Source organism: Aeromonas sp. 602200 (assembly GCF_049173895.1).
Lineage (GTDB): Bacteria > Pseudomonadota > Gammaproteobacteria > Enterobacterales > Aeromonadaceae > Aeromonas > Aeromonas veronii_A.
The window spans coordinates 91823-112433 of the sequence record NZ_JAAKSL010000007.1; the positions used below are offsets into that span (position 1 = coordinate 91823).

The 20611-nt window shown below is 57.3% G+C and carries 13 protein-coding genes and 2 tRNA genes; 9 read left to right on the forward strand and 6 right to left on the reverse strand.

The window, feature by feature from the left end; genetic code table 11:
* Positions 1-154 precede the first annotated feature (154 nt).
* The 3 genes from G5221_RS10670 to G5221_RS10680 all read left to right on the forward strand — a co-directional run bounded on the left by G5221_RS10670 (position 155) and on the right by G5221_RS10680 (position 2671).
* On the forward strand, positions 155-1459 hold the full coding sequence (locus tag G5221_RS10670; RefSeq protein ID WP_216953402.1) for an inosine/guanosine kinase: 1305 nt from the start codon (positions 155-157) through the stop codon (positions 1457-1459).
* 179 nt (positions 1460-1638) lie between these two features.
* Positions 1639-2001, forward strand: a complete 363-nt coding sequence (locus G5221_RS10675) for a DUF2750 domain-containing protein (RefSeq protein WP_005337077.1) — start codon at positions 1639-1641, stop codon at positions 1999-2001.
* 175 nt (positions 2002-2176) lie between these two features.
* Positions 2177-2671 (forward strand): hypothetical protein, encoded by a 495-nt coding sequence (locus tag G5221_RS10680; protein WP_265783649.1) that lies wholly within the window; start codon positions 2177-2179, stop codon positions 2669-2671.
* Here G5221_RS10680 and G5221_RS10685 read toward each other — a convergent pair.
* Complete coding sequence (locus tag G5221_RS10685; RefSeq protein WP_421209174.1) at positions 2634-4274, reverse strand: EAL domain-containing protein; 1641 nt, start codon at positions 4272-4274, stop codon at positions 2634-2636. The genes G5221_RS10680 and G5221_RS10685 overlap by 38 nt on opposite strands.
* A 189-nt stretch (positions 4275-4463) precedes the next feature.
* Between G5221_RS10685 and glgC the strand changes: the two genes are divergently transcribed.
* Positions 4464-5738, forward strand: a complete 1275-nt coding sequence (gene glgC / locus G5221_RS10690; protein ID WP_227342601.1) for a glucose-1-phosphate adenylyltransferase — start codon at positions 4464-4466, stop codon at positions 5736-5738.
* An 84-nt stretch (positions 5739-5822) separates the two neighbouring features.
* Here glgC and G5221_RS10695 read toward each other — a convergent pair whose 3' ends face one another.
* Together G5221_RS10695 and G5221_RS10700 are read right to left on the reverse strand one after the other, a co-directional pair.
* Positions 5823-7820 carry a hypothetical protein gene (locus tag G5221_RS10695; protein ID WP_421258177.1) on the reverse strand — a complete coding sequence of 666 codons (1998 nt, stop codon included), beginning with the start codon at positions 7818-7820 and terminating at the stop codon, positions 5823-5825.
* A gap of 199 nt (positions 7821-8019) precedes the next feature.
* Positions 8020-8571, reverse strand: coding sequence for a lipoprotein (locus G5221_RS10700; RefSeq protein WP_098969277.1), 552 nt, complete (start codon positions 8569-8571; stop codon positions 8020-8022).
* A 278-nt stretch (positions 8572-8849) separates the two neighbouring features.
* Here G5221_RS10700 and G5221_RS10705 point away from each other — a divergent pair, with 278 nt between their 5' ends.
* Together G5221_RS10705 and G5221_RS10710 are read left to right on the forward strand one after the other, a co-directional pair.
* Entirely contained in the window at positions 8850-9569 is a 720-nt protein-coding gene (locus tag G5221_RS10705; RefSeq protein ID WP_374808349.1) for a hypothetical protein, read from the forward strand.
* Positions 9570-9641: 72 nt separating this feature from the next.
* A protein-coding gene (locus G5221_RS10710; protein WP_421263217.1) for an IS3 family transposase occupies positions 9642-10803 on the forward strand; the annotation gives its coding sequence in 2 pieces (ribosomal slippage) (positions 9642-9907 and positions 9906-10803; 1164 coding nt in all).
* Between the two features lie 149 nt (positions 10804-10952).
* On the opposite strand, the gene G5221_RS10715 is transcribed toward G5221_RS10710, so the two are convergent.
* Complete coding sequence (locus G5221_RS10715) at positions 10953-16151, reverse strand: RecQ family ATP-dependent DNA helicase (protein WP_421263218.1); 5199 nt, start codon at positions 16149-16151, stop codon at positions 10953-10955.
* Between the two features lie 261 nt (positions 16152-16412).
* Here G5221_RS10715 and G5221_RS10720 point away from each other — a divergent pair, with 261 nt between their 5' ends.
* Together G5221_RS10720 and G5221_RS10725 are read left to right on the forward strand one after the other, a co-directional pair.
* Positions 16413-17039, forward strand: coding sequence for a class I SAM-dependent methyltransferase (locus G5221_RS10720; protein ID WP_416034159.1), 627 nt, complete (start codon positions 16413-16415; stop codon positions 17037-17039).
* Positions 17023-18096, forward strand: coding sequence for an HNH endonuclease (locus tag G5221_RS10725; protein WP_421263219.1), 1074 nt, complete (start codon positions 17023-17025; stop codon positions 18094-18096). Before G5221_RS10720 ends, G5221_RS10725 begins: the two co-directional genes overlap by 17 nt.
* 44 nt (positions 18097-18140) lie before the next feature.
* On the opposite strand, the gene G5221_RS10730 is transcribed toward G5221_RS10725, so the two are convergent.
* Together G5221_RS10730 and G5221_RS10735 are read right to left on the reverse strand one after the other, a co-directional pair.
* A tRNA-Asn gene (locus tag G5221_RS10730) sits at positions 18141-18216 on the reverse strand.
* A gap of 5 nt (positions 18217-18221) precedes the next feature.
* A tRNA-Asn gene (locus tag G5221_RS10735) sits at positions 18222-18297 on the reverse strand.
* 487 nt (positions 18298-18784) lie between these two features.
* Between G5221_RS10735 and dauA the strand changes: the two genes are divergently transcribed.
* Positions 18785-20521 (forward strand): C4-dicarboxylic acid transporter DauA, encoded by a 1737-nt coding sequence (dauA, locus tag G5221_RS10740; RefSeq protein WP_158112243.1) that lies wholly within the window; start codon positions 18785-18787, stop codon positions 20519-20521.
* Positions 20522-20611: the final 90 nt, after the last annotated feature.

Below are 20611 nucleotides of genomic sequence, written 5' to 3' on the forward strand. Positions count from 1 at the left end.
TCGGGCGGGGTGGTTTTTTTATGGTGAAAAGGCAAACGTTTTTCCTTGCAGGCCTTGTCTATACTGACTCCATTATTTAAACAGGGCGACTTTTCGGGGCGGCGGATTGTGTTAAAATCCCGCCCCTCTTTCCCCCAGAGCACAGAACATTGCCATGAAATTTCCCGGTCAGCGCAAGTCCAAACACTACTTCCCTGTCGACAGACGCGATCCCCTGGTGCCGCAAAATCCCCTGTTAACCGAACTGGGCAAAGCCTACGTGGTCGGGATTGATCAGACCCTGGTTGATATTGAAGCCCATGTGGATGAAGACTTTCTGACCCGTTATGGTCTGAGCAAGGGGCACTCCGTTGTCATCAATGACGATGTAGCCGAACGGATTTATGACGAGCTCAAGGCCAACAACATGGTAGTGAGCGAGTTTGCCGGTGGCACCATTGGCAACACGGTACACAACTACTCGGTACTGGCCGACTCCCACTCCATCCTGCTGGGTGTGATGAGTCAGGATATTCGCATCGGCTGCTACGCCTACCGTTATCTGTGCAACACCTCTTCCCGCGTCAATCTGGACTATCTGCAGCCGGTGGATGGCCCCATCGGTCGTTGCTTCACCTTCATCACCGAGTGCGGCGAGCGCAGCTTCGGCATCAACGCCGGCAAGATGAACCAGCTGGATGTGCAGCACATCCCGGAGGATGTGATCAAAGGGGCATCTGCCCTGGTGATCACCGCCTATCTGGTGCGTGGTGACGATGGTGATCCGATGAAAGAGGCGGCCATGACCGCGGTGCGTTATGCCCGCGAGGCTGGTATTCCCGTGGTGCTGACCCTGGGCACCCGTTTCGTCATCGACGAAAACCCCCAGTGGTGGCGCGACTTCATTGCCGAGAACGTGACTGTGCTGGCGATGAACGAAGACGAAGGTGAAGCCCTGACCGGCATCGCAGATCCGCTGGGTGCGGCCGACAAGGCGCTCGATTGGGCCGACATGGTGCTCTGTACCGCAGGCCCCATCGGTCTTTACATGGCGAGCTACACCGACGAGGACTACAAGCGCGAGACCACTCATACCCTGTTGCCGGGCGTCATCCCCGAGTTCAACATGTATGAGTTCAGCCGTCCGATGGCCCGCGCCAAGTGCCGCAAACCGACCCGGATCTACTCCCACATCTCCCCGTACATGGGTGGCCCGGAGAAGATCAAGAACACCAACGGGGCAGGGGATGGCGCGCTTTCCGCCGTGCTGCACGACATGGTGGCCAACTCCTATCACCGGATGAATGTGCCCAACTCCGCCAAACACATCTCCGAGTTCCTGACTTACTCCTCACTGGCCCAGGTGTGCAAATACGCCAACCGCGTCAGCTACGAGGTGTTGGCCCAGAGCAGTCCCCGTCTCTCCCGCGGTTTGCCGGAGAAAGAGGACAGCCTGGAAGAGGTTTACTGGGAGCGTTGATCTCCTAATCTGCAAGGCGCCTCCATCGGGAGGCGTTTTTGCAGGCTAATGGGGGTTATCCCGGCTTTTTTGCCGGAATAACCCCAATATGCTTGAGTCCATGTCACTTTTGCGACACCATTTGGCCATCGTATTGTCGCCCGACAATGCCGCAGCACCCGAAAGAAAGAGAGAACCCCATGAGCATGCTTAACGACAATCTTGACGCCAATTTCCAACTGTTTATCGAACAAGTCCGCGAGTCGGGTCAGGTGTGGGGACTGCGCTATGGGGAAGACTGGGTTGTCTGCCGCTCAGCCGAATTTGAAGATGCCGACGTGATGCCGCTCTGGTCTGCCGAAGAGGACGCTCGTCTGCACTGTGTTGACGAGTGGGCCGATTACGAGCCGGAAGTGATCGATCTGGAAGAGTTTCTCGATATCTGGATCAACGATCTGGATGAAGATGATGTACTGGTTGGCCCGAACTGGAACGCCGACCTGGAAGGTCAGGAGCTCGAACCCATCGAGCTGGCCAAGGCACTGGTTGAACTGGACGCCTGAAAGCGCCTCCATTGATGGCATGAACGCACAGGCCATCGGGACAAAGACCGGCATCCGCGAAGGTGCCGGTCTTTTTTATGGTCGAATGGCCCGATTGATGAGTTAAAAGCCGATTTGCCTTTGCACCTGTCAGGGGGATGGTCCATCATCAACCTTTTGCCAAGGGAGGAGCGCCATGTTTGTATTCGACGTAACGGGAGCTGCGGGTGAGAAGGCCAGCATTCGGGTGCAGGCGCTGGATTGGGCGCAAGCCGGACCAGTGACCTTCCAGTGCGATGATGATCAGCTGGCGGTCGTGCTCCTGAGCGGTTGTCGTTGCGATGCGGTGGGCTTTTTCAACCTGTTGGCGGGGTGCAAACCGCTCTATATCGAGCAGTGGCTCAGCTATCTGCAGGAGAGTGGTCGCATTGGCAAGTGGAGCCACCAGACCGAGAGTCCCGCCGATGGGGACTATCTGGCCAGAGCCGGTCTGGAGCACGATGAGCTCAATAGCCTGCTTGGCCTGGTCTATCAGGTGGCGGGGTTCAACCGGTTGCAGATCAACCGTTACCTCAAAAACCGCCACAATCCTACTACACTGGCGACCCGTTACGATCAGAAGGAGTTGGAGCGTTACCGCCAGCTCAATGACATCATTCTGACCCTGTTGAAGCTGAAGCATCCTCAGTAAAGAGCCCCAGCTGGCTGATATCCGGTCGCAGCGGTTGCGGCCGGGCGATCAGATAGCCCTGCAAGCCATCCACGTACATCCCCTGCAGCAGCTGTTTCTGGCCAAGCTGTTCTACCCCCTCAGCAATCACCTGACATCCCATCCGATGTGATACATCGACGATCATCCGCACAAACTGCTGGTTGGTCTGATCCTGCTCCAGCCCGGTAATAAGGGCAGGGTCCAGCTTGATGTAGTCGGGCTTGAGCTCGCGAAACAGGGTAAAGGAGCCGATCCCCTTGCCGAAATTGGCGATCGCCGAGCGGCTGCCGTTGCGGCGCAGCAGTTCAAATACCCGCTTGGCACCGGTCAGATTGCGTTCCAGATGCTCTTCATCCAGCTCGAACACCAGATTGGCGCTGGTATTGGGATCTTTGAGCAACTGGCGGTCAAGCCAGATCAGGAAGGCGCTGTTTTGCAGCAGGTTGGGGGAGAGATTGACTCCCCAGCGACTCTGATTGGCACCAAAAGCCCGGTATTGACGCATTATATGAACAATCACCAGTTGCTCCAGCCGCATCACCATATCGAGCCGCTGGGCCATGGCAAACAGGGTGTCGGTGGGCAGGGCGGTACCATCGCTGCCGCTGAAACGGGTGTAGATTTCGTTGTAGGCCAGCATGCTGCGGTGCAGGGGCTGGATCGGCTGATAGGTGAAGCTGAGTCGCTCCTGTGCCAGCACTTCAGTCAGCACCTCGCGCCAGTGATGCTGTCCCTGCAGATCGGAGACGTTGTCATCCTGCTGGATGGCCCAGCCATTGATGGTTTCGGTCTGGGCGCGTGCCAGCGCCAAATCCGCCCTGGCCAGCACGGCTTCGATTTTCTGGCCGCTGCTGAGCTTGGTCAACCCCGAGTAACCTGTGCTCTCCAGCTCGTGTTGAGCCTGATAGTGATCGAAAGCCACTTTCAAATCCTGTCCCAGCAGATGGGGGGGAATATTGGCCACCGGTTGCACCAGCACGGCGAAATCAGCCCCCGAAATGCGATAGACCTGATTGCCCGGGAAGCGGCTCACCACCCGCTTGATAAGGGCCGCCATGTCCTTGATGTAGGCATCACCAGACTGGAAGCCGCGCTGGGCGTTGATCTTGCCAAGCTCGGTGGCGCGGATCAGCACCAGACTTGCGGTCTGGGTGTCCTGATCCCGCTGCAGCAACTCGGTCATGTCGCGGCGAAAGGCGTGGCGGTTGAGTAGTTGAGTCAGCTCGTCGGTGGTGGCCAGATTGCTCAGTTCGGTCAGCTGACGATGGGCACTCTGTTCGGCACTCTCGAACTGCTCCAGCAGCTGTTGCAGCACTTCCCGGGAGGCGGGCTCATCAAGCAGTGAGGGATCCCGGCTCCTGATGGCCTTGACCCAGGTGAGCTCCTGATGCTGGACCATGCCGTCCATGGTGCGCATGGCCAGCATTAACAACAGGATCATGCCGAGCAGTGTGGTGGCCAGAATAACTGTCAGAGTGAGCGGTGTGCTCTGAAGGGCCAACCAAACTGCTTGCAGGAGCAGCAGGGGTATGGTCACTATGGTGGCGATCATGAAGAGGGGGCGTCCAAGCTTGTGAACCATCTTTTTATCCTTGAAGTGGCTGCTTTATGAGGGAATTTTAACCAAGCTTGCGGTGCAAAGCATGCTATTCCTCGCAACTCGGTGAAAAGGGTCAATTGAAATCGGTTAAATGTGAGTGAAACCACTTTCACAGGTACCGAAACAGGCGAAGATGAGTTGAAAACAGATCAAACAAGGCAGAGGTAAATCATGTTGTTAGAGCCAGAAAATAGTGCCAAAGCACGACAATTGTTGAACCAGAGTATGGCACTGGTGCTGGCAGGTGGACGTGGCAGTCGCCTAAAGCAGTTGACTGACAACCGAGCCAAGCCTGCCGTCCATTTCGGTGGCAAATTCCGGATCATCGACTTTGTGCTCTCCAACTGTATCAACTCGGGGATCCGCCGGGTTGGTGTAGTCACCCAATACAAATCTCACAGCCTGCTGCGTCACCTGCAATCGGGCTGGTCCTTCCTGCGTTACCAGATGAACGAATTCATCGACCTGCTCCCTGCCCAGCAACGGGTGGACGAGGTGCACTGGTATCGCGGTACCGCCGATGCCATCTATCAGAACGTCGATATCATCCGTGACTATGGCCCCAAATACCTGGTGGTGCTGGCAGGGGATCACATCTACAAGATGGATTATGCCGCCATGCTGCTCGACCATGTGCGCCTTGGCGCCAAGGTGACGGTAGCCTGCATCGAAGTGCCGCGGGCCGAGGCCTCTGCTTTCGGCATCATGGATATTGACGAGCAGCGCAAGATCCGCGCCTTCGTCGAAAAACCGGCCAATCCGCCCGCCATGCCGGGTTGCGAAGATCGCTCGCTGGCCTCCATGGGGATCTATATCTTCGAGGCGGAGTACCTCTACCAACTGCTGGAGGAGGACATTCACAATCAGGACTCCAAACACGACTTCGGGATGGATGTGATTCCCCGCATCGTGGAGGAGGGGCTGGCATTTGCTCACCCCTTCAACATGTCCTGTGTCGGCGCGCGCGAGGGGCAAAAGCCCTACTGGCGTGACGTGGGTACGCTGGACTCGTTCTGGGAAGCGAACATGGATCTCGCCTCCGTGCTGCCCGAGCTCGATATCTACGATCAGAACTGGCCTATCTGGACCAGCCAGACCCTGACGCCTCCGGCCAAGTTTGTGCAGGACCGCAATGGCCAGCACGGCATGACCATCAACTCCATGTTTGCGGGCGGGACCATTGTCAGCGGGTCGTTCGTGCTCAACTCGGTGCTCTTTACCAATGTGCGGGTGCACTCTTTCTGTACCCTGGATCAGGCCATCATCTTCCCCGGGGTCGAGATCGGCGCCGGTTGCCGTCTGCGCCGGGTGGTGGTGGACAAGGGATGTGTGCTGCCAGATGGGTTGGTGGTGGGTGAAAACGCCGATGAGGATAGCCGCCGCTTCTACCGCTCCGAACAGGGAATTGTGCTGGTGACCAAAGAGATGCTGGACAAGCTGGTTTGAGGAAAGCCCTTGAAATTGTATCAGACGCTGTAATGCAAAGGGAGCCAATTTGGCTCCCTTTTTCATGCTGGTAAATGGCGAAGATTATTCGCTAACCACCGCTTTGGCGGCCATCACCATGGCGGTGCCGTGCTTGCCACCGGCGGCGGTCACTTGCGGTACGCCATCTTCGTCGGTATCGCTGCCGGCACCTTCGATGATGTTCTCGCCGGAGTCGCCGATCCACTCGGCCATCTGCATGCCACCATTGACGGTGCCACGGAACCAGCTGACGTACTGACCGGTCAGTTTGGCCAGCTCCAGCTCGGGCGCCTTCTCGGCACCTTCGTTGCGCAGGTTCAGCATGGCAGAGCGCAGGGCGCCAGAGATGGCCGCCTGGGTCCAGGGAGTGTATTCACCCTGTTTACCCGCCAGCCAGGTGCCCGCCTTGGCATTGAAGTAGGCCTTGTCGGCAGCGACAAACAGCTCGCGGGCGGCGGTGCGGTACTTGGCATCGGAGGTAGCGAGGAAGGCGGCCGTCAGACCGCGGATAGCGGCGAACTGCGCATCGATGGAGTAGCCGGCATCGAGCTTGCCACCCAGGGTTATGCCGTCATGCACCAGACCATTTTTGCCCTTGAGGTTGGCAAGGATGAAATCGGCCTGCTTGCGGATCAAGTCGAGCGCCTCTTGACCCTGCTTGGTCTTGAGGTTCAGCTCGCCATTGTCACCGGCGGCGTAACCGACCGGCAGCGCGTCCTGAGCGCGCTGGAAGATCTGCAGGGCGACCAGTGCGTAAGCGGCGTCAAAGGTGGTGACGTGCTTGCCCTGTTTGCCTGCCTGCCAGCTGTCGACCAGGGTGCCAGCCTTGGCATCAAAGTGCAGGGCCGCCAGGTTCTTGAAGGTGAGGTTTGAGAGATTGATCGCCAGCGAGAAGGCATCGCTGCCCGCAACGGCTTTGCCCAGGTCATTGGCCTTGTTGGCAGCCGGTGCGGCGGCAAACGGTGCGCCGTCAAACACGGCGTGGAAGGCTGGGTTCTGGTTGGTGTTGGCGCTGCGCTGATCGCTGAAAGCATAGAACTCGGAGAGCGGCCACAGCATCATCCAGGCATCGCGCAGCTGGGCGGAGCCATCCACCACCTCCAGCTTGCCGATGGCCCCGGCATCGTTGTTGCTGGTTTCGGTCACTTTCACCTGATGGGGGAAGTAGACAACGCCCTTGGCCGGATCGTACTGCGGGGTGATCCTGGCGCCCAGTTGCTTGCCATCGAAGCCAAGCTGGTTCTGCATGATGGCCAGCTTGTCGATGGACTGCTCGGTCAGCATCATGCCATTGAAGCCATCGGCGGCAGAGACGCCCAGCTTGTGCTTGCCATCCTGATCCATGGTGGCGGAGGCGGCTTCTACCTCTTCATCGGTTTCGGCTACGTGCATGCCGCCGAGGAAGTCCTGGGACCACATCACCTCTTTGAGCAGGATGCCGCCCACCGCTGCGGGCACCAGCAGGTTGTCGCTGCCGCTCCAGCGCAGGGTGCTGTAGTCGCGGAAGTAGGCGGGCACCTGGGTCTTGACGGTTTTCTCGGTCCCTTTGGCGGTCTTGATGGTGATCTGATCGCCATTGACCGGAGTGGCGTTGACGGCCTGGGCAAACTCTGGATTGGCGGAGGCGTAGGGCAGGGAGAGGGGATACATGCCTTGCGGCACTTCATCGGCCGGGAAGCCGACCGCATCGGCCATGGCCAGCACCCGTTGCCCCAGAGAGGCCATGGTGCCACCACGGGCCAGGTTTTGCGGCCCGTTCACCAGATGTGGGCCCATGCCGGATTGGTAGTTGAGGGCGTACATCGCCTCTTCGGAGTATTCGTAGGATTCGATGCCGGCAGCGAAGTCGAACGGAGTTGGTTCATCGGCACGGTTGGCATCCAGCACATCCAGATCCAGCCCCAGTGCTTCGGCTAGCGGCTCGCCAGAGAGCTCGAATTCGGTATAGGCCAGCATGTTGGCGGCGGTATTGAATGTCTTGTCTTCGACCTTGACGGCAGCGTGTGCGGCGCCGCTGATCAGTGCGCAGGCGATCGCCTGAACCAGTACGGTTTTTCTCATGTCCCTTCTCACCATTGGTTGGTTTTATTATTGACGCTTCTCATGACGAATCTAAATGAGAATGGTCTGCATTATGCTGTGTTGGAGGGGACTTGAGAAGTAAAAAACCGCCCCATTCGGCTGCACGTTAAACCGGATGTGCGTTGTCGAAGAGGGCGGTTATCTGTTTATTGCGATGAAAGTGCCAGTGCGGCGGTGATCAGAGCAGCTTGAACGGGATGACCAGACGGCCCGGCTCTACCTTGAGGGCTTCAACCTTGTCCTTGATCCTGGCTTCGTTCTTGCGGCTGCTGTCGAGGCGGTAGACCGGGGTCTGCGACAGGAACAGGGAGAGCGACTGATTGAAGGTGGGCAGCAGTGGGGTGAGGGCGGCCCCGATATCGGCCGGCTCGGTTTTGACCGAGACCAGCTCAAGGTCGCGCAGATAGATGGCGCCCTGATCGGCCACATAGTCCGGACGGGCGCTCAAAGCAAAGCGGATCTTCATCTGCTGGCTGCCAAGGGGGCTGCTCACCTGCAGGTCGCCAGCGGCATCCAGCTCGATGCGATCCGCTTGTTTGCGGCCGATACGGCTCTGCATCTCGTCCAGACGGATCTTGCTCGACATGATACCGGGGATCCCCAGCTGTTTTTCAAAAGAGACCTGATCTTTGAGGTACTGGTTGATTTCGGCCTCGCTGACATTGTACTGGGTCAGGGAGCAGGCCCCCAGCAGCAGGGCGAGGGGGAGTAACAACAGCTGTTTCAACATGATGGATTCCGCTTGGGCAACTATGATGGCGCTATCTTACGCGATAACGGGCGTGGAATGAGAGCCTCATACCTTGAGAAACCACGGAGTTGCTGCATTCCCGATTGTTTTTTGGCAACCGCCGGGTTCATCATCGACGAGTGAGCGGAATAGGGCTGAGCTGTTTGCTGCGGGCATGGGTCTACGCCTTAAGCAGAGAGAAGAGCACAGAGAACGAGGAGAGCGTAATGGTTCGGATGGGCAAGGTTGGCCGCAGGGCGCTGCTGTGGCTTGGCTGCATGATGGGACTCTGGAGCCCATCGCTGTGGGCCGAGGTGAAAGTGATCCCGGTCTTCGAGGCGCAGGCGGCGGTGCAGACCCTCAAGGAGATCTATCCCCAGCTTGGGGTCAGCGCCATGGGGAATCAGCTGGTGCTGAGCGGGACGCCAGCCCAGCTGCAGGAGGCCGAAGCCACGCTGGCGCAGATCAACCAGCCACCGCAAAGCCTGCTTATCGAGTGGCGGGTCGATGGTGCCGCCAGCGGTCAGCAACTGGGGGGCTCAATCAGTCGCGACGAGGCCAAGCGGCAGTGGCTGGTCGATGGCAACGCCCAGCAGTACCAGCGCAGCCAGAACGACAGCTGGCAGGTGCGCGGGCTGTCGGGCCGTCCCGTGCTGCTGCAGATGGGCTCCTATCAGCCGGTGACTTTCTACCAATGGAACGGGGGCGCCGTGGTGGGGATGATGCCGCTGGTGAACGGCCTCTATGCCACGGCCACCTTGATTGGCGATCGGGTGCAGATTGCGCTGAGCAGCGAACAGGCGAGGCTGGATCAGGGCACCATCAATCGTGGGCAGAGTGCCACTGAGGTGAGCGGGGCCCCGGGCCAGTGGCTGACGGTGGGAGAGCTTTCGACCAGCTCAGCGGATCAGGGGAGTAGCCTCGGCACCCAGCTACAGGGCGGGCGAGGTAGCCAGAGCGAGCGCCAGACCCTGCAGATCCGGGTCACCCGCCAATAAGCAATGTAGTGGTCTAATCATCCCGGACACCATTTTAGGTGGTACAGTCGCCACCATGACCTGAGGTGTTCAATGACAAGATTACGTCGCTCATTTACTGCCGAATTCAAACTCGAAGCCGCATCCCTGGTGCTCGACCAGGGGTATTCTGTTCCCGAAGCAAGCCGTTCACTGGATGTCGGTGAAACTGTGCTTCGTCGCTGGGTTCAGCAGCTTCAATCCGAACGCAGTGGCACAACCCCAATCAGCAAAGCGCTAACTCCTGAGCAGCAGAAAATCCAGGAGCTGGAAGCCCGTATCAACCGACTCGAACGTGAAAAGGTCATTCTAAAAAAGCTACTGCTCTCTTGATGGCGTACGAGTTCACACGTACGCGCTGATAGACCGATTAAGGGAGCAAGCCCCCATCACCTTGGTCTGCTGCGCTTTCGATGTTCCAACATCCTGCTTTTGCGACTATCTGGCCCGCAGACGGGCGATTAACCGTGAGCGGATACAGCAACGCAGTGAGTTGCGCCGGTTGTTCAAAGAGAGCAGGAGCTCTGCAGGCAGCCGCGCCTTGATGTCGATGATGCGGGAGTTGGGGTATCAGATTGGTCGATTCAAAGTACGTAACCTGATGAAGGAAGCCGGGCTGGTATCCAAACAGCCGGGCGCTCATCGTTATCAGGTCGCCCAGTCTGAGCGACCGGATATCCCCAATCTGCTGGCCCGCGAATTTGATGTCCAGCAACCCAATCAGGTGTGGTGTGGCGATATCACCTACGTCTGGGCAGGTGGACGCTGGCATTACCTGGCAGCGGTGCTTGACCTGCACACCCGGCGGGTCGTGGGCTGGGCGATGTCTGATAAACCTGATGCAGAATTGGCAATCAAAGCACTGGAGATGGCCTATCAGCAGCGGGGTTGCCCATCCGGTGTGCTGTTTCACTCCGACCAGGGCAGCCGATATGGCAGCAGGGCATTTCGGCAACGACTGTGGCGCTATCGCATGACCCAGAGTATGAGTCGGCGTGGAAACTGCTGGGATAACGCCCCGATGGAACGGTTGTTCAGAAGCCTGAAGTCAGAGTGGCTCCCGGCTATGGGATATATGAGCTTGCGAGAAGCGAAACGAGATATCAGTTATTACTTGATGGATTACTACAACTGGCGGCGTCCACATCAATACAATAACGGGATACCGCCAGCAAAAGCCGAGGTTCGGCCTAACCAAGAGTCTGGATTTAGTTGACCACTACATTATGACCTGAATTGAGGCTATTGGCGGCGACGTGTCGTCAAGTCACCAGGCTTTCACTATCACCTATTGCAGTACCGGCACAGCTGGTGCTGCAAGTCGTGAAGGTCTATCCCGGTAGCATGGGGGGCTACCAGTTTGGTTCATAACTCCAGCTCGATTATGGGGATCTCCCAACGTTCGCTGCGCATCTTGGGTTGATACTCTTCTTTCTCCTGTTCTTTACGTCGTTCCACCAGAGCAATCACTCGGGCTTCACGGATGCTATTCATGTCGAATTTCCAGGTCTCTTCGCCGAACAGGGAGAGGCGAGCTATTTCGTGATTCTGGTGATACACATGAAGCTTGTTGTTTTTATCGGGAGCGATACGCACGGCATCGCCAACCTTTATCTGACTGAGCAGGCGGTGGATACGATGAGTCTCGCTACTGCGTCCGGCATAGCCCAGCACCAGTTGCGACATACCCATCATGGCGAAACGACGTTGTCTGTCCGGTCGGGTTGCGTTAGGTCTCTGCACGTAGCAGTGGGAGGCGATCAGTGGAATATGGGGATTACGTTGATCGTGGCGAGCCATGAGAACCAGTCTGTCGATGGCGCGAGTCATCCCCACATAGAAGAGGCGCCGCTCCTCTTCCTGGTTGCCGGACGATAGTTCGGCAGAGCGTTGCCAACCGCCATCGAGAAGTAGTACATGGCGATACTCCTCTCCCTTTACCCCATGCACCGTGCTTAGCAGCACTCCTTTGCCAAAGCGGATCTGGCGTCTCTGTTCGCTCAGATATTCGTAGAGGAACATCAGGAAGTGGTGGGCAGAAAGAGCGTGCTCTCCCTGGCTGGCTTGCCATTGAGCAATCAGATCGTGCAGTAGCTCCTCCCAACGGTTGGCCAGTGAGAGTGGAGGGAGAGGGGCTGCAAGTTGCTCCGCTGTCAGCAGGGCATGACCTTGCTGTTGTAGCCAATTCTGATAGCGCAAGATTTCACGGCAGCGATGCACAGGAAAACCGTTCTCTTTATCCAGAGTAAAACGACAGGGAATATCAGCATCTGCCAGTGCCGAGCGTACCCATGCCAGTTCCTCCTTCTCCAGCCCATTACGGGCCAGCACGGCGATAGATTCCAGCGGGCAAGTGGGAGTCTTCTCACGGATAAGCGCGATATGTCTCACGACCTCGGCTGCCTGTTGGGCTGCATCCTGGCACTGCTGGATGATGACGAGACCCTGTGCTGTCTCCATCCCCTCCCAGTGCCCCCCAGCCACTTCCATCTTGCGCCTGTCGTCGATCTCGATGGGATGTGTACGCTTCATGCGATCCTGATTGTGCTCAATCAGGCGGTTGGAGGTCTCGATGATGTGGGCGGTGGAACGATAGTTCCAGGTCAGGAAGTGAGTCTGGGCGTTGTAGTCTTGCTCAAAGCGGCGAATAAAGCTGACGTTCGCGTCGCGGAAGGCGTAGATAGACTGGTCGTCATCACCCACCGCCATCAGGTGCAGGCGCGCTTCTTCATCCTCTTCGCTTTTTCCAACCAGTGCAGCGATAAGCTGGTACTGTTGTTCATCAATGTCCTGATACTCGTCGACGAGCAGAAATTGCAGTCCACCGAGCAGCTTTTCCCGCTGCTCTTCCAATTCGAGACCAAGCTGGTTCTGCTCTCCCCGGAGCAGCTTGATTGCGTCATCAATGATGGTGGTAAAGTCGATATCGTCTGATGTCCGATTTTGCACCGCATTGCCCGTCAGACTCATTGCGAGACCGTGAAAGGTGAATACCGAGACCCGTGCTCCGTCACGCCCCAGCAACTCGGTCAGGCGTCGGCGCAGGGACATCGCCGCATTATGGTTGTAACAGAGCAACATGATCCGCGATGGGGAGATCTGCTTGACCCGCATCAGATAGGCGCAGCGGTGAATAATCACCTTGCTCTTGCCTGAACCCGGGCCTGCCAGTACCAGCAAGTTTTGCTCGGGCGGTGCCTGAACGATCTGCTCCTGGGCACGGTTGTGAAGATCTTCGACAATGCGCTTCCAGGAGTGTTCGCTGGTCGCCAGCTCCAGGATTTTGTTGCGCCCTTTGAAGTAGTGACTGAGGAACTTGTCAGCTTCCATGGAGAAGTAGTCTGTCACCAGCTTTTTGGCTTTCTTGAAGTGCTCCAGGCTGATGCGGGCGTATTCATTCATCACATGGATCTGAATCACCTTCTGGCGATAGTGATGCTCAAGCGGCTGATAGTCTGCCTTGTTGTATTGTTGCTGCCGCTCAGCCGTCAGCGTGAGGGTCATGGCGCTTCGGAACACGGCAAGACCATTTTGCAGCACGATGGCGTGTTGCTCATGCAGGTAGAGCAGTGCCCGCTCTGCGCCTTTGAGCAACCACTCCTGGTGGCTGCTTGCCTCCCGCTTGTTCATGAGCTGAGCCACATCCATGTCTTCTCGCAGGTATTTGACCAGTTGTTCCAGGGCAAATGACAGCATTACCTGGCGCTGGACACTCTCTTCGCTGCTTGCCAACAGGGTGTAAAGAAAATCGAGGGTGGCGCCTGTGACGCGATGGCGTTGATCAATTGTCTGCTCAATCTGGGACCAGGTTCGGTTGAAGGTGAGTTGGTAAAGATCCCGAGAGAGATATTTGACATCAATGGAGCCTTTCTCGCCCCCCGAGCGACCATCCTGGGCCCAGCTGGTCAGCAAATTGCGCAGCAAGCCAGGGTTACACCGCTCATGCCCCAGATCTTTGATGGCCTGATTGACCAGTCGAATGTTAAAGATCAGCCCTTGCCCTGTATCAGGTTCGGGTTCTTTTTCACGCAAGATGTCCAGCATCGCCTTTTCAATGCTGTGTACTTGCCCGCAGAGCACCCGGGCATTGTCTCTTCCTTTGGGGCGAAGCCAGGTAGTCAGTAACATCCCCTGAGAGAGCAGACCGACATCCGCCATCTGGGTGAGTACCCGCATCACTTCACTGGCCTGAACTCCACTTCCGTGATCGGCCATGTATTGGCCTGCCTCTTCGGCAATGGCATCGGCACTGAGACCATCATCATCGGCAGCACTCATCAGCGCCTGGATAACCGCTTGCCATATGGCTTTGGCCTTGGGAGCGAGTTTTAGACTGTCTACCCTTTTCATTGCCTCTTCTGTGGAAGCAAACAGAGGGCGCCCCTGAAAAACCTGAGTGATGTTGTCGCTGCGCTCCAGATAGCCAGCGCGCTCGAGCCAGGCGATCGCTGTCTTGACCTTGGTATCCGCATTGGTGTCATCGGCAGCAAAGCTGGTTTCCACCTCAGGCAGGTTGATGAGCTCTGCACTGGTTGCGACCAGTGGCGGGTTGTTCTCCTGCTTGCCGCCTTTGCTGGCCCTGAGCCGTATTCCGCGCAGAATCTGCTTGATATCGCGCAGGCTGACTTCACTCATTGCCTCGAGCTGGAACTGTTTCTCGATATCCTGTTCATCAAACAGCAGTACGCAGTGGGCTTGTGCTGTATCGCGTCCCGCTCGTCCCGCTTCCTGTAGATAGTTTTCGAGGGAGCCGGGGATATCGGCATGGATCACCAAACGCACATCATCCTTGTCGATCCCCATCCCGAAGGCGTTGGTCGCGCAGATGACCCGGATCTCGCCATTGATAAATTGTTCGAGAGTCGCTTTTTTCTGGGCACTGTCCATTCGGGCGTAAAAGCGCGAGATCGGGAGGGATTGTTGCTGACCGAGGAAATCGGCCAGCTCGTCCACGCTGCGCTTGGTTGCGCAGTAGATAACGCAGGAACCGGGCTTTTCCTCACCGAAGAACTGCTCGAGCAGGTTAAGGATATGGCCCTGTTTATTGAGACCGGGACACTCAACGACGGCATATTCGAGGTTGGTACGTTCAACCCCGCCTTCCAGTCTGAGAAGAGGTCTGGGCTGTTTGTCGAGAAACTGGGCGCAAATATCCTCAATCACATCCGGTTTGGCGGTCGCGGTATAGCAGAAGACAGGAGGCATGGGGACCTGCTGTTCCTTGGCAATGGTGGCGATGGCCTTGGCACAGTAGAGATAGTCAGGGCGAAAATCATGCCCCCATTTCGACAGGCAGTGCGCTTCGTCAAATACCCAGCCACCGATCTGACGTTGTCGTATTGCTTGTTTGACTGTGCGGTTGCGCAACTGCTCGGGGGAGATATAGAGCAAGGCGATATCCCCCATACGGATCTGTTCAAGAATCGCGCCTCGCTCTGGTAGCGTCAGCAGCCCCGAGATAGCGGCAACCCCTTCAATACCGGCCTTGTGCTTAAGGTTGTCCACCTGATCCTTCATCAGTGCCTGCAGGGGGGATATCACGACCGTGAGAGCACCGCTTCGCTGGTTACGCACCAGTGCCGGGAGCTGGTAGCAGAGCGACTTACCGCCGCTGGTTGGGAGTATGCCGAGCAATGCGACGCCAGCCATGGCTTCCTCGATCAAGGTCTTCTGCAATGGTGTCCCATCAGGCAGGTTGCGAAAGTTGTCGAGCTCGAAGATTCGCTGCAGATGGCGGCGTGCATCGTGGTTCTCCTGACAATAGCTGCAGTCAGCATGACCGCAGTGACGTTCACGAATTGTGTGAATGATTTCTGCGGTCTGGGGGAAGCGGCGCCAAATCCAGGGGGGCAACACGGAGTTCCCGCCGGACACGGGCAACCAGGCGCAGGCATAAGCCAATGGTAACAACAGCATGGGTTGACGCAGGGCATCACCAATCACCCGGTTGAGCTGATTGGGGCACGCTTTCTCATGGGCAATGCTCTTGATGAGAGTGGGTAGCTCCGAGACCCGCACTGGCGGGCGGCCTGTCAGTCTGGCAAACACCAGTGACAGACCCTGAGTGTTAAATTGCGCCATGACTCCCTGGTCGAACAGATATTGATAAAGCTGCAATTGGGACAGGGGTAAGGCTTGCAGGGCTATCAACTGTTCCGAGAAGATCTGCAATGCGAGCCTTGCATCCGCGACCGGATCATTGAGGGTATCCCGAACCAGTTTGTAATCCTTGACCAAGCGGTGATAGGGGTTTTTGGGAAAGGCAAGGGGAGATAGATAGAGGGTATCTATTACCGGCTTTTCGAGAAGCAACTGGGGACGTACAGCCTGTTTGGCCAACCAGGGGAGATCAAAATCGAGAATATTATGGCCAAGGATTACCTCAGCCCCCTGTGCCAGAGCATTTAACGCCTTGATGGAAAGATCCTGCGGGCCTTTGAGATTGAGCTCACGATCAGCCAGGAGTGCACCCAGATGGCGCAGCTTTTCATCCCTGGTCAGCTCAAGGTCAAAAGAAAGAATCTTGTCATCCCCAAACAGGGCCACGACATCAGCTGGGTTCATCAATAGCCATCTCCATCTGGCGTTGACCTATCATGGCGATAATAAGTGCCAACAGATCAGTGAGTTGGACGAATATTACCCGAAATGTTGAGCGGTGGCATCATTCAGAGCCCTCTGGCCGCGCTTCTTTTGGCTGGCATCCCGTTTTTGTAAATGCCTCTGCCCCCTTAATCGTTCATGTCTGTAAAGTGTCGTCCTTGTCATAGTCAACCCACTGATCTTGTGAGACTATTTCCCTTTATTTTCCGATTGGAACGCATTGTGTCCCTCGACTACTACCAGCGCCACGCCACCGAATTGGCGGCCCGTTACCAACAGGTATCTTCGCGCACTGTTCATTGCGACTGGCTCACTCTGCTGGAGCCTTGGCTCGTGGCGGCGCCGCGCCGGTTGCTCGATGTAGGGGCTGGCAGTGGTCGGGATGCCGCGTTTTTGGCCGGGCTCCATCAGGGCCACAGTGTGGTCGCTGTCGAACCCAGTCAGGCACTCGCTTCGCTGGGACAGTGCCGTACCCGGGATGTTGCAGTGGATTGGGTCAATGACGCTATGCCGGCTCTCTCTCGCGTGACCGGTACTTTTGATCTGATTTTGCTCAGTGCTGTCTGGATGCATCTACCCCCGGAGTCTCGTCCCTTGGCGCTGGCACGTCTTCATGAGCTGCTCTCACCAGATGGTTATCTGGTACTGAGTCTTCGTCTGGTTATCTCGGAGCAGGAGATGCGGGAGCGAGCCATGTATCCGGTAGCTGTCGATGAGGTGGAGCGGCTTGCATTGGAGGAGGGGATGACACTGCTCCATGTGTCAGAACCACAGGAGGATGCCTTGGCGCGTAGCGGCTTGAGTTGGCAGAGTCTGATCCTTGGGGGTGAACATGCACGCCTCCCCTGAGCAACAACTCGCTTTTATTGCCTATCTGCAACGCATCTTTACCGAAGGCGATTTTGTGGCCACTTACAAGTGCGCCTTGCTCCACGGGATTGCAGATATCGCGATTGAGCGCAGTACCGAGACCCATGATCTGACCGCGGCGCGCACTATTACGCTGGACGAACTGGCCACCAAGTTTGTGGAGCTTTATTGGCAGCACAGTCTGCCCTACTCGGCGACGGGAGAAACGGCTACCTTGCTCAAACAGAGCAGCGGTCGTCAGGCCATCATGCTGACGGAGTTGTCCCGGCTGCGTGCAGAGGGGGTCCGCTCGGTAACTGCACTGCGTCGGTACGACGCCTGGCGGCCTCTTCTTGCCCGAGTTCGGCGCATCCTTGTTGAGGGGCCCTTGTGGCGTCTGCAGATCCTGGGTGGGCGAGAGGAGTGCCACCTCTATCCTCATCAAAGGGGCGCGGATCATATCTGCCTGAACCCCGGAATTCTCTACTGTCTCCACCGCTTTTACGATCTGGTGGTCTCCCTCTCCCGACAGCATTGGTTGCAGCTTATCTGCGACATCAAGGGGAATCAGCCACTGATTGGCCCAAGTGTAGGGCTGGAGAATTTTCTATTTGGTTCAAGCCGTCAGGCGCTGGGACGGGTGGGGGAGGTTTTGAGGGACTTGCAGGGGGGAACCTGTTTTTACTGTAACAAGGCGATACACGGGAGTGGTGAGGTAGACCATTTCATCCCCTGGCGTCGTTATCCAATCGATTTGGGCCACAACTTCGTACTGGCACACGCCAACTGTAACCGGAGCAAACGGGATTTTCTTGCCGCTCCCGAGCACAGGGATGCCTGGTACGAGCAGAATATCCTGACCCATGGGGCGTACCTCACTGACGAGCTGTCCCCTCTGGTGAGCATCGACGCCGAGCGTTCTACCGCAATCGCCACTTGGGCCTATCAGCAAGCACTCCGTGAGCATGCTCGGTTGTGGCGTGGTATTGACCTGTTTGTGGACGTGACAGCCCCCAGTGTGGGGATGAGTAATCTAGGCTTCTCTAGACTCTTCTGAGGCAGATACGAAAAAGCCCAGCCAAAAGGCTGGGCTTTAGAATTTGGCTCCCTCGACAGGATTTGAACCTGTGACATACGGATTAACAGTCCGCCGTTCTACCGACTGAACTACGAGGGAAAAAGTGGCTCCTCCTACTGGACTTGAACCAGTGACATACGGATTAACAGTCCGCCGTTCTACCGACTGAACTAAGGAGGAATTGCCTGTCTCGTCAAGACGGGGCGAATATTAATGACCAGGGCGGCGGGTGTCAACCCGCGAATTTCCCGAAAACCGGATTTTCGGACTGTTTGCCCAAAAGTTGCGCTTTGCGGTTTATTTTCAGCACAATCAGTCCCTTGCCATCGCCTTGGCCAACTGATGCAGGGAGCATTGGTTAGGTTCGTATCAACCTGATGATGCCAGCATGATATTGCGAACGTGCTGGCAAGCCAATAAGACTCAAGTGGTGAACTTTGCAGCTAAATGGGGCAGCGCAATCATCAACATCGGCGATTTGGTAGCAAATAGGCCAAATAACGGGTGAGCGCGCGTTTCATTGATCCTGCCCATCGAAAAAATGGCCCGTCTGGAGTAAGGTTACGCAGGATACCATCGCCGCGTCGACAGCCCTGCCGGCCCTTGATGATGATCGGGCGCCGGATCTCTCCGGCCTTTATCTCCCTCTTCTGGTATTACGATATACATGCACAAGCAAGCCTCTTTAAATAGCGTGAAGCTCGCCATAGCCTTACGCCAGTCCTGTATTGATGAACCCTACAGCATGGCCCGCTTCGGCCGTGATCTTATCGCCGGTGTGACGGTGGGCATCATCGCCATCCCGCTCGCCATGGCGCTGGCCATCGCCAGCGGTGTACCGCCACAACACGGTCTCTATACCGCCATCATCGCCGGTATCGTGATCGCCGTGACCGGTGGCTCCCGTTACTCCATCTCCGGCCCAACCGCTGCCTTTGTAGTGATCCTCTACCCGGTCGCCCAGCAGTTCGGGGTTGGCGGTCTGTTGATGGCGACGCTCATCTCAGGCCTTTTTCTGGTGGCGATGGGGATGGCCCGTCTTGGCCGCCTTATCGAGTACATTCCCCCGTCAGTGACGCTGGGCTTTACCGGTGGTATCGCCATCGTGATCGCCACCTTGCAGATCAAGGACTTCTTTGGCCTGAGCGTGCCCGAGATGCCGGAAACCTATCTGGGCAAGGTCGAGGCGCTGACCGCCGCCCTGCCAAGTTGGCAGTGGGGCGATACCCTGGTGGGGGTCGCAACGCTGGCCGTGCTGCTGCTCTGGCCACGCCTGCGTCTGCCGGTGCCGGGCCACCTGCCCGCGGTACTGGTCGGGGTGGGCCTGGGTTTTGGCCTCCATTACTTTGGGGTGGATGTGGCCACCATCGGCAGCAAGTTCAGCTATACCCTGGCCGATGGCAGCCAGGGGATGGGGATCCCGCCCATCGCGCCGACACTGGTGATGCCCTGGGCCTTGCCCGGACCGGATGGCTTGCCGGTTGAATGGAACTTAGCGGCTGTTGAGCGGCTGCTGCCTGCCGCCTTCTCCATGGCGATGCTGGGGGCGATCGAGTCGCTGCTCTGCGCCGTGGTGCTCGATGGCATGACCGGTCGCAAACACAGCTCCAACGCCGAGCTGGTGGGGCAGGGGCTTGGCAACATCTTCGCCCCGTTCTTTGGCGGCATTACCGCTACCGCCGCCATCGCTCGCTCTGCCGCCAACGTGCGTGCAGGCGCTACGTCCCCCGTCTCGGGGATCGTCCATGCGCTGGTGGTGCTGGCCGCCATTCTGGTGCTGGCCCCCTGGCTTTCCTGGTTGCCGCTCTCGGCCATGGCTGCCTTGCTGCTCATCGTGGCCTGGAACATGAGTGAAGCGCACAAGGTGGTGGAGCTGATCCGTCGCGCGCCCAAATCCGATGTGCTGGTGCTGCTGGTCTGCCTGTCGCTCACCGTCATTTTCGACATGGTCATCGCCATCACTTTCGGGGTGATCCTGGCGTCCCTGCTCTTTATGCGCGAAATCGCCAAGATGACCAAACTGCACGATTTGGCCGAGCACAAGCGCTATGCCCATGAGGTGCCGAACAATGGCCTGCTCTACAAGATCAACGGCCCGCTCTTCTTCGCAGCGGCCGAACGGGTCTTTGCCGAGCTGGAATCACAAGTGAAAGGGCACAAGGTGCTGGTGTTGCAGATGGAGGCGGTTTCCATCCTCGATGCGGGCGGCCTGTCTGCCTTCCTCCACTTTGGCAAGCAGATGGCTAAAGCCGGTGTCGAGTTGCGGGTGGCCGAGTTGCAGTTCCAACCGCTCAAGACCCTGGCCCGTGCCAAGGTGCGGCCGCAGCCCGGCAAGCTGGAATTTTACGGCTCGCTGGAAGAGGCGCTCAAAGGTGAACATTTGCACGAAGCGGCAGTAAATTGATTGAAAGGGATACGAAATGGCATATTTTTAGTCACTTGGTTCGGATATTGAGCAAACGAACGCAAAAAGTAAAAAAATTCATTGACCAAA

What these genes read in the sequence shown, in the direction of transcription:
- G5221_RS10725 (WP_421263219.1), top strand. Translation starts at nt 17,023, where the DNA reads ATGCACGCCTCCCCTGAGCAACAACTCGCTTTTATTGCCTATCTGCAA.
- G5221_RS10685 (WP_421209174.1), bottom strand. Translation starts at nt 4,274, where the DNA reads ATGGTTCACAAGCTTGGACGCCCCCTCTTCATGATCGCCACCATAGTG.
- G5221_RS10715 (WP_421263218.1), bottom strand. Translation starts at nt 16,151, where the DNA reads ATGAACCCAGCTGATGTCGTGGCCCTGTTTGGGGATGACAAGATTCTT.
- G5221_RS10700 (WP_098969277.1), bottom strand. Translation starts at nt 8,571, where the DNA reads ATGTTGAAACAGCTGTTGTTACTCCCCCTCGCCCTGCTGCTGGGGGCC.
- G5221_RS10670 (WP_216953402.1), top strand. Translation starts at nt 155, where the DNA reads ATGAAATTTCCCGGTCAGCGCAAGTCCAAACACTACTTCCCTGTCGAC.
- G5221_RS10675 (WP_005337077.1), top strand. Translation starts at nt 1,639, where the DNA reads ATGAGCATGCTTAACGACAATCTTGACGCCAATTTCCAACTGTTTATC.
- G5221_RS10680 (WP_265783649.1), top strand. Translation starts at nt 2,177, where the DNA reads ATGTTTGTATTCGACGTAACGGGAGCTGCGGGTGAGAAGGCCAGCATT.
- dauA (WP_158112243.1), top strand. Translation starts at nt 18,785, where the DNA reads ATGCACAAGCAAGCCTCTTTAAATAGCGTGAAGCTCGCCATAGCCTTA.
- G5221_RS10705 (WP_374808349.1), top strand. Translation starts at nt 8,850, where the DNA reads ATGATGGGACTCTGGAGCCCATCGCTGTGGGCCGAGGTGAAAGTGATC.
- glgC (WP_227342601.1), top strand. Translation starts at nt 4,464, where the DNA reads ATGTTGTTAGAGCCAGAAAATAGTGCCAAAGCACGACAATTGTTGAAC.
- G5221_RS10695 (WP_421258177.1), bottom strand. Translation starts at nt 7,820, where the DNA reads ATGAGAAAAACCGTACTGGTTCAGGCGATCGCCTGCGCACTGATCAGC.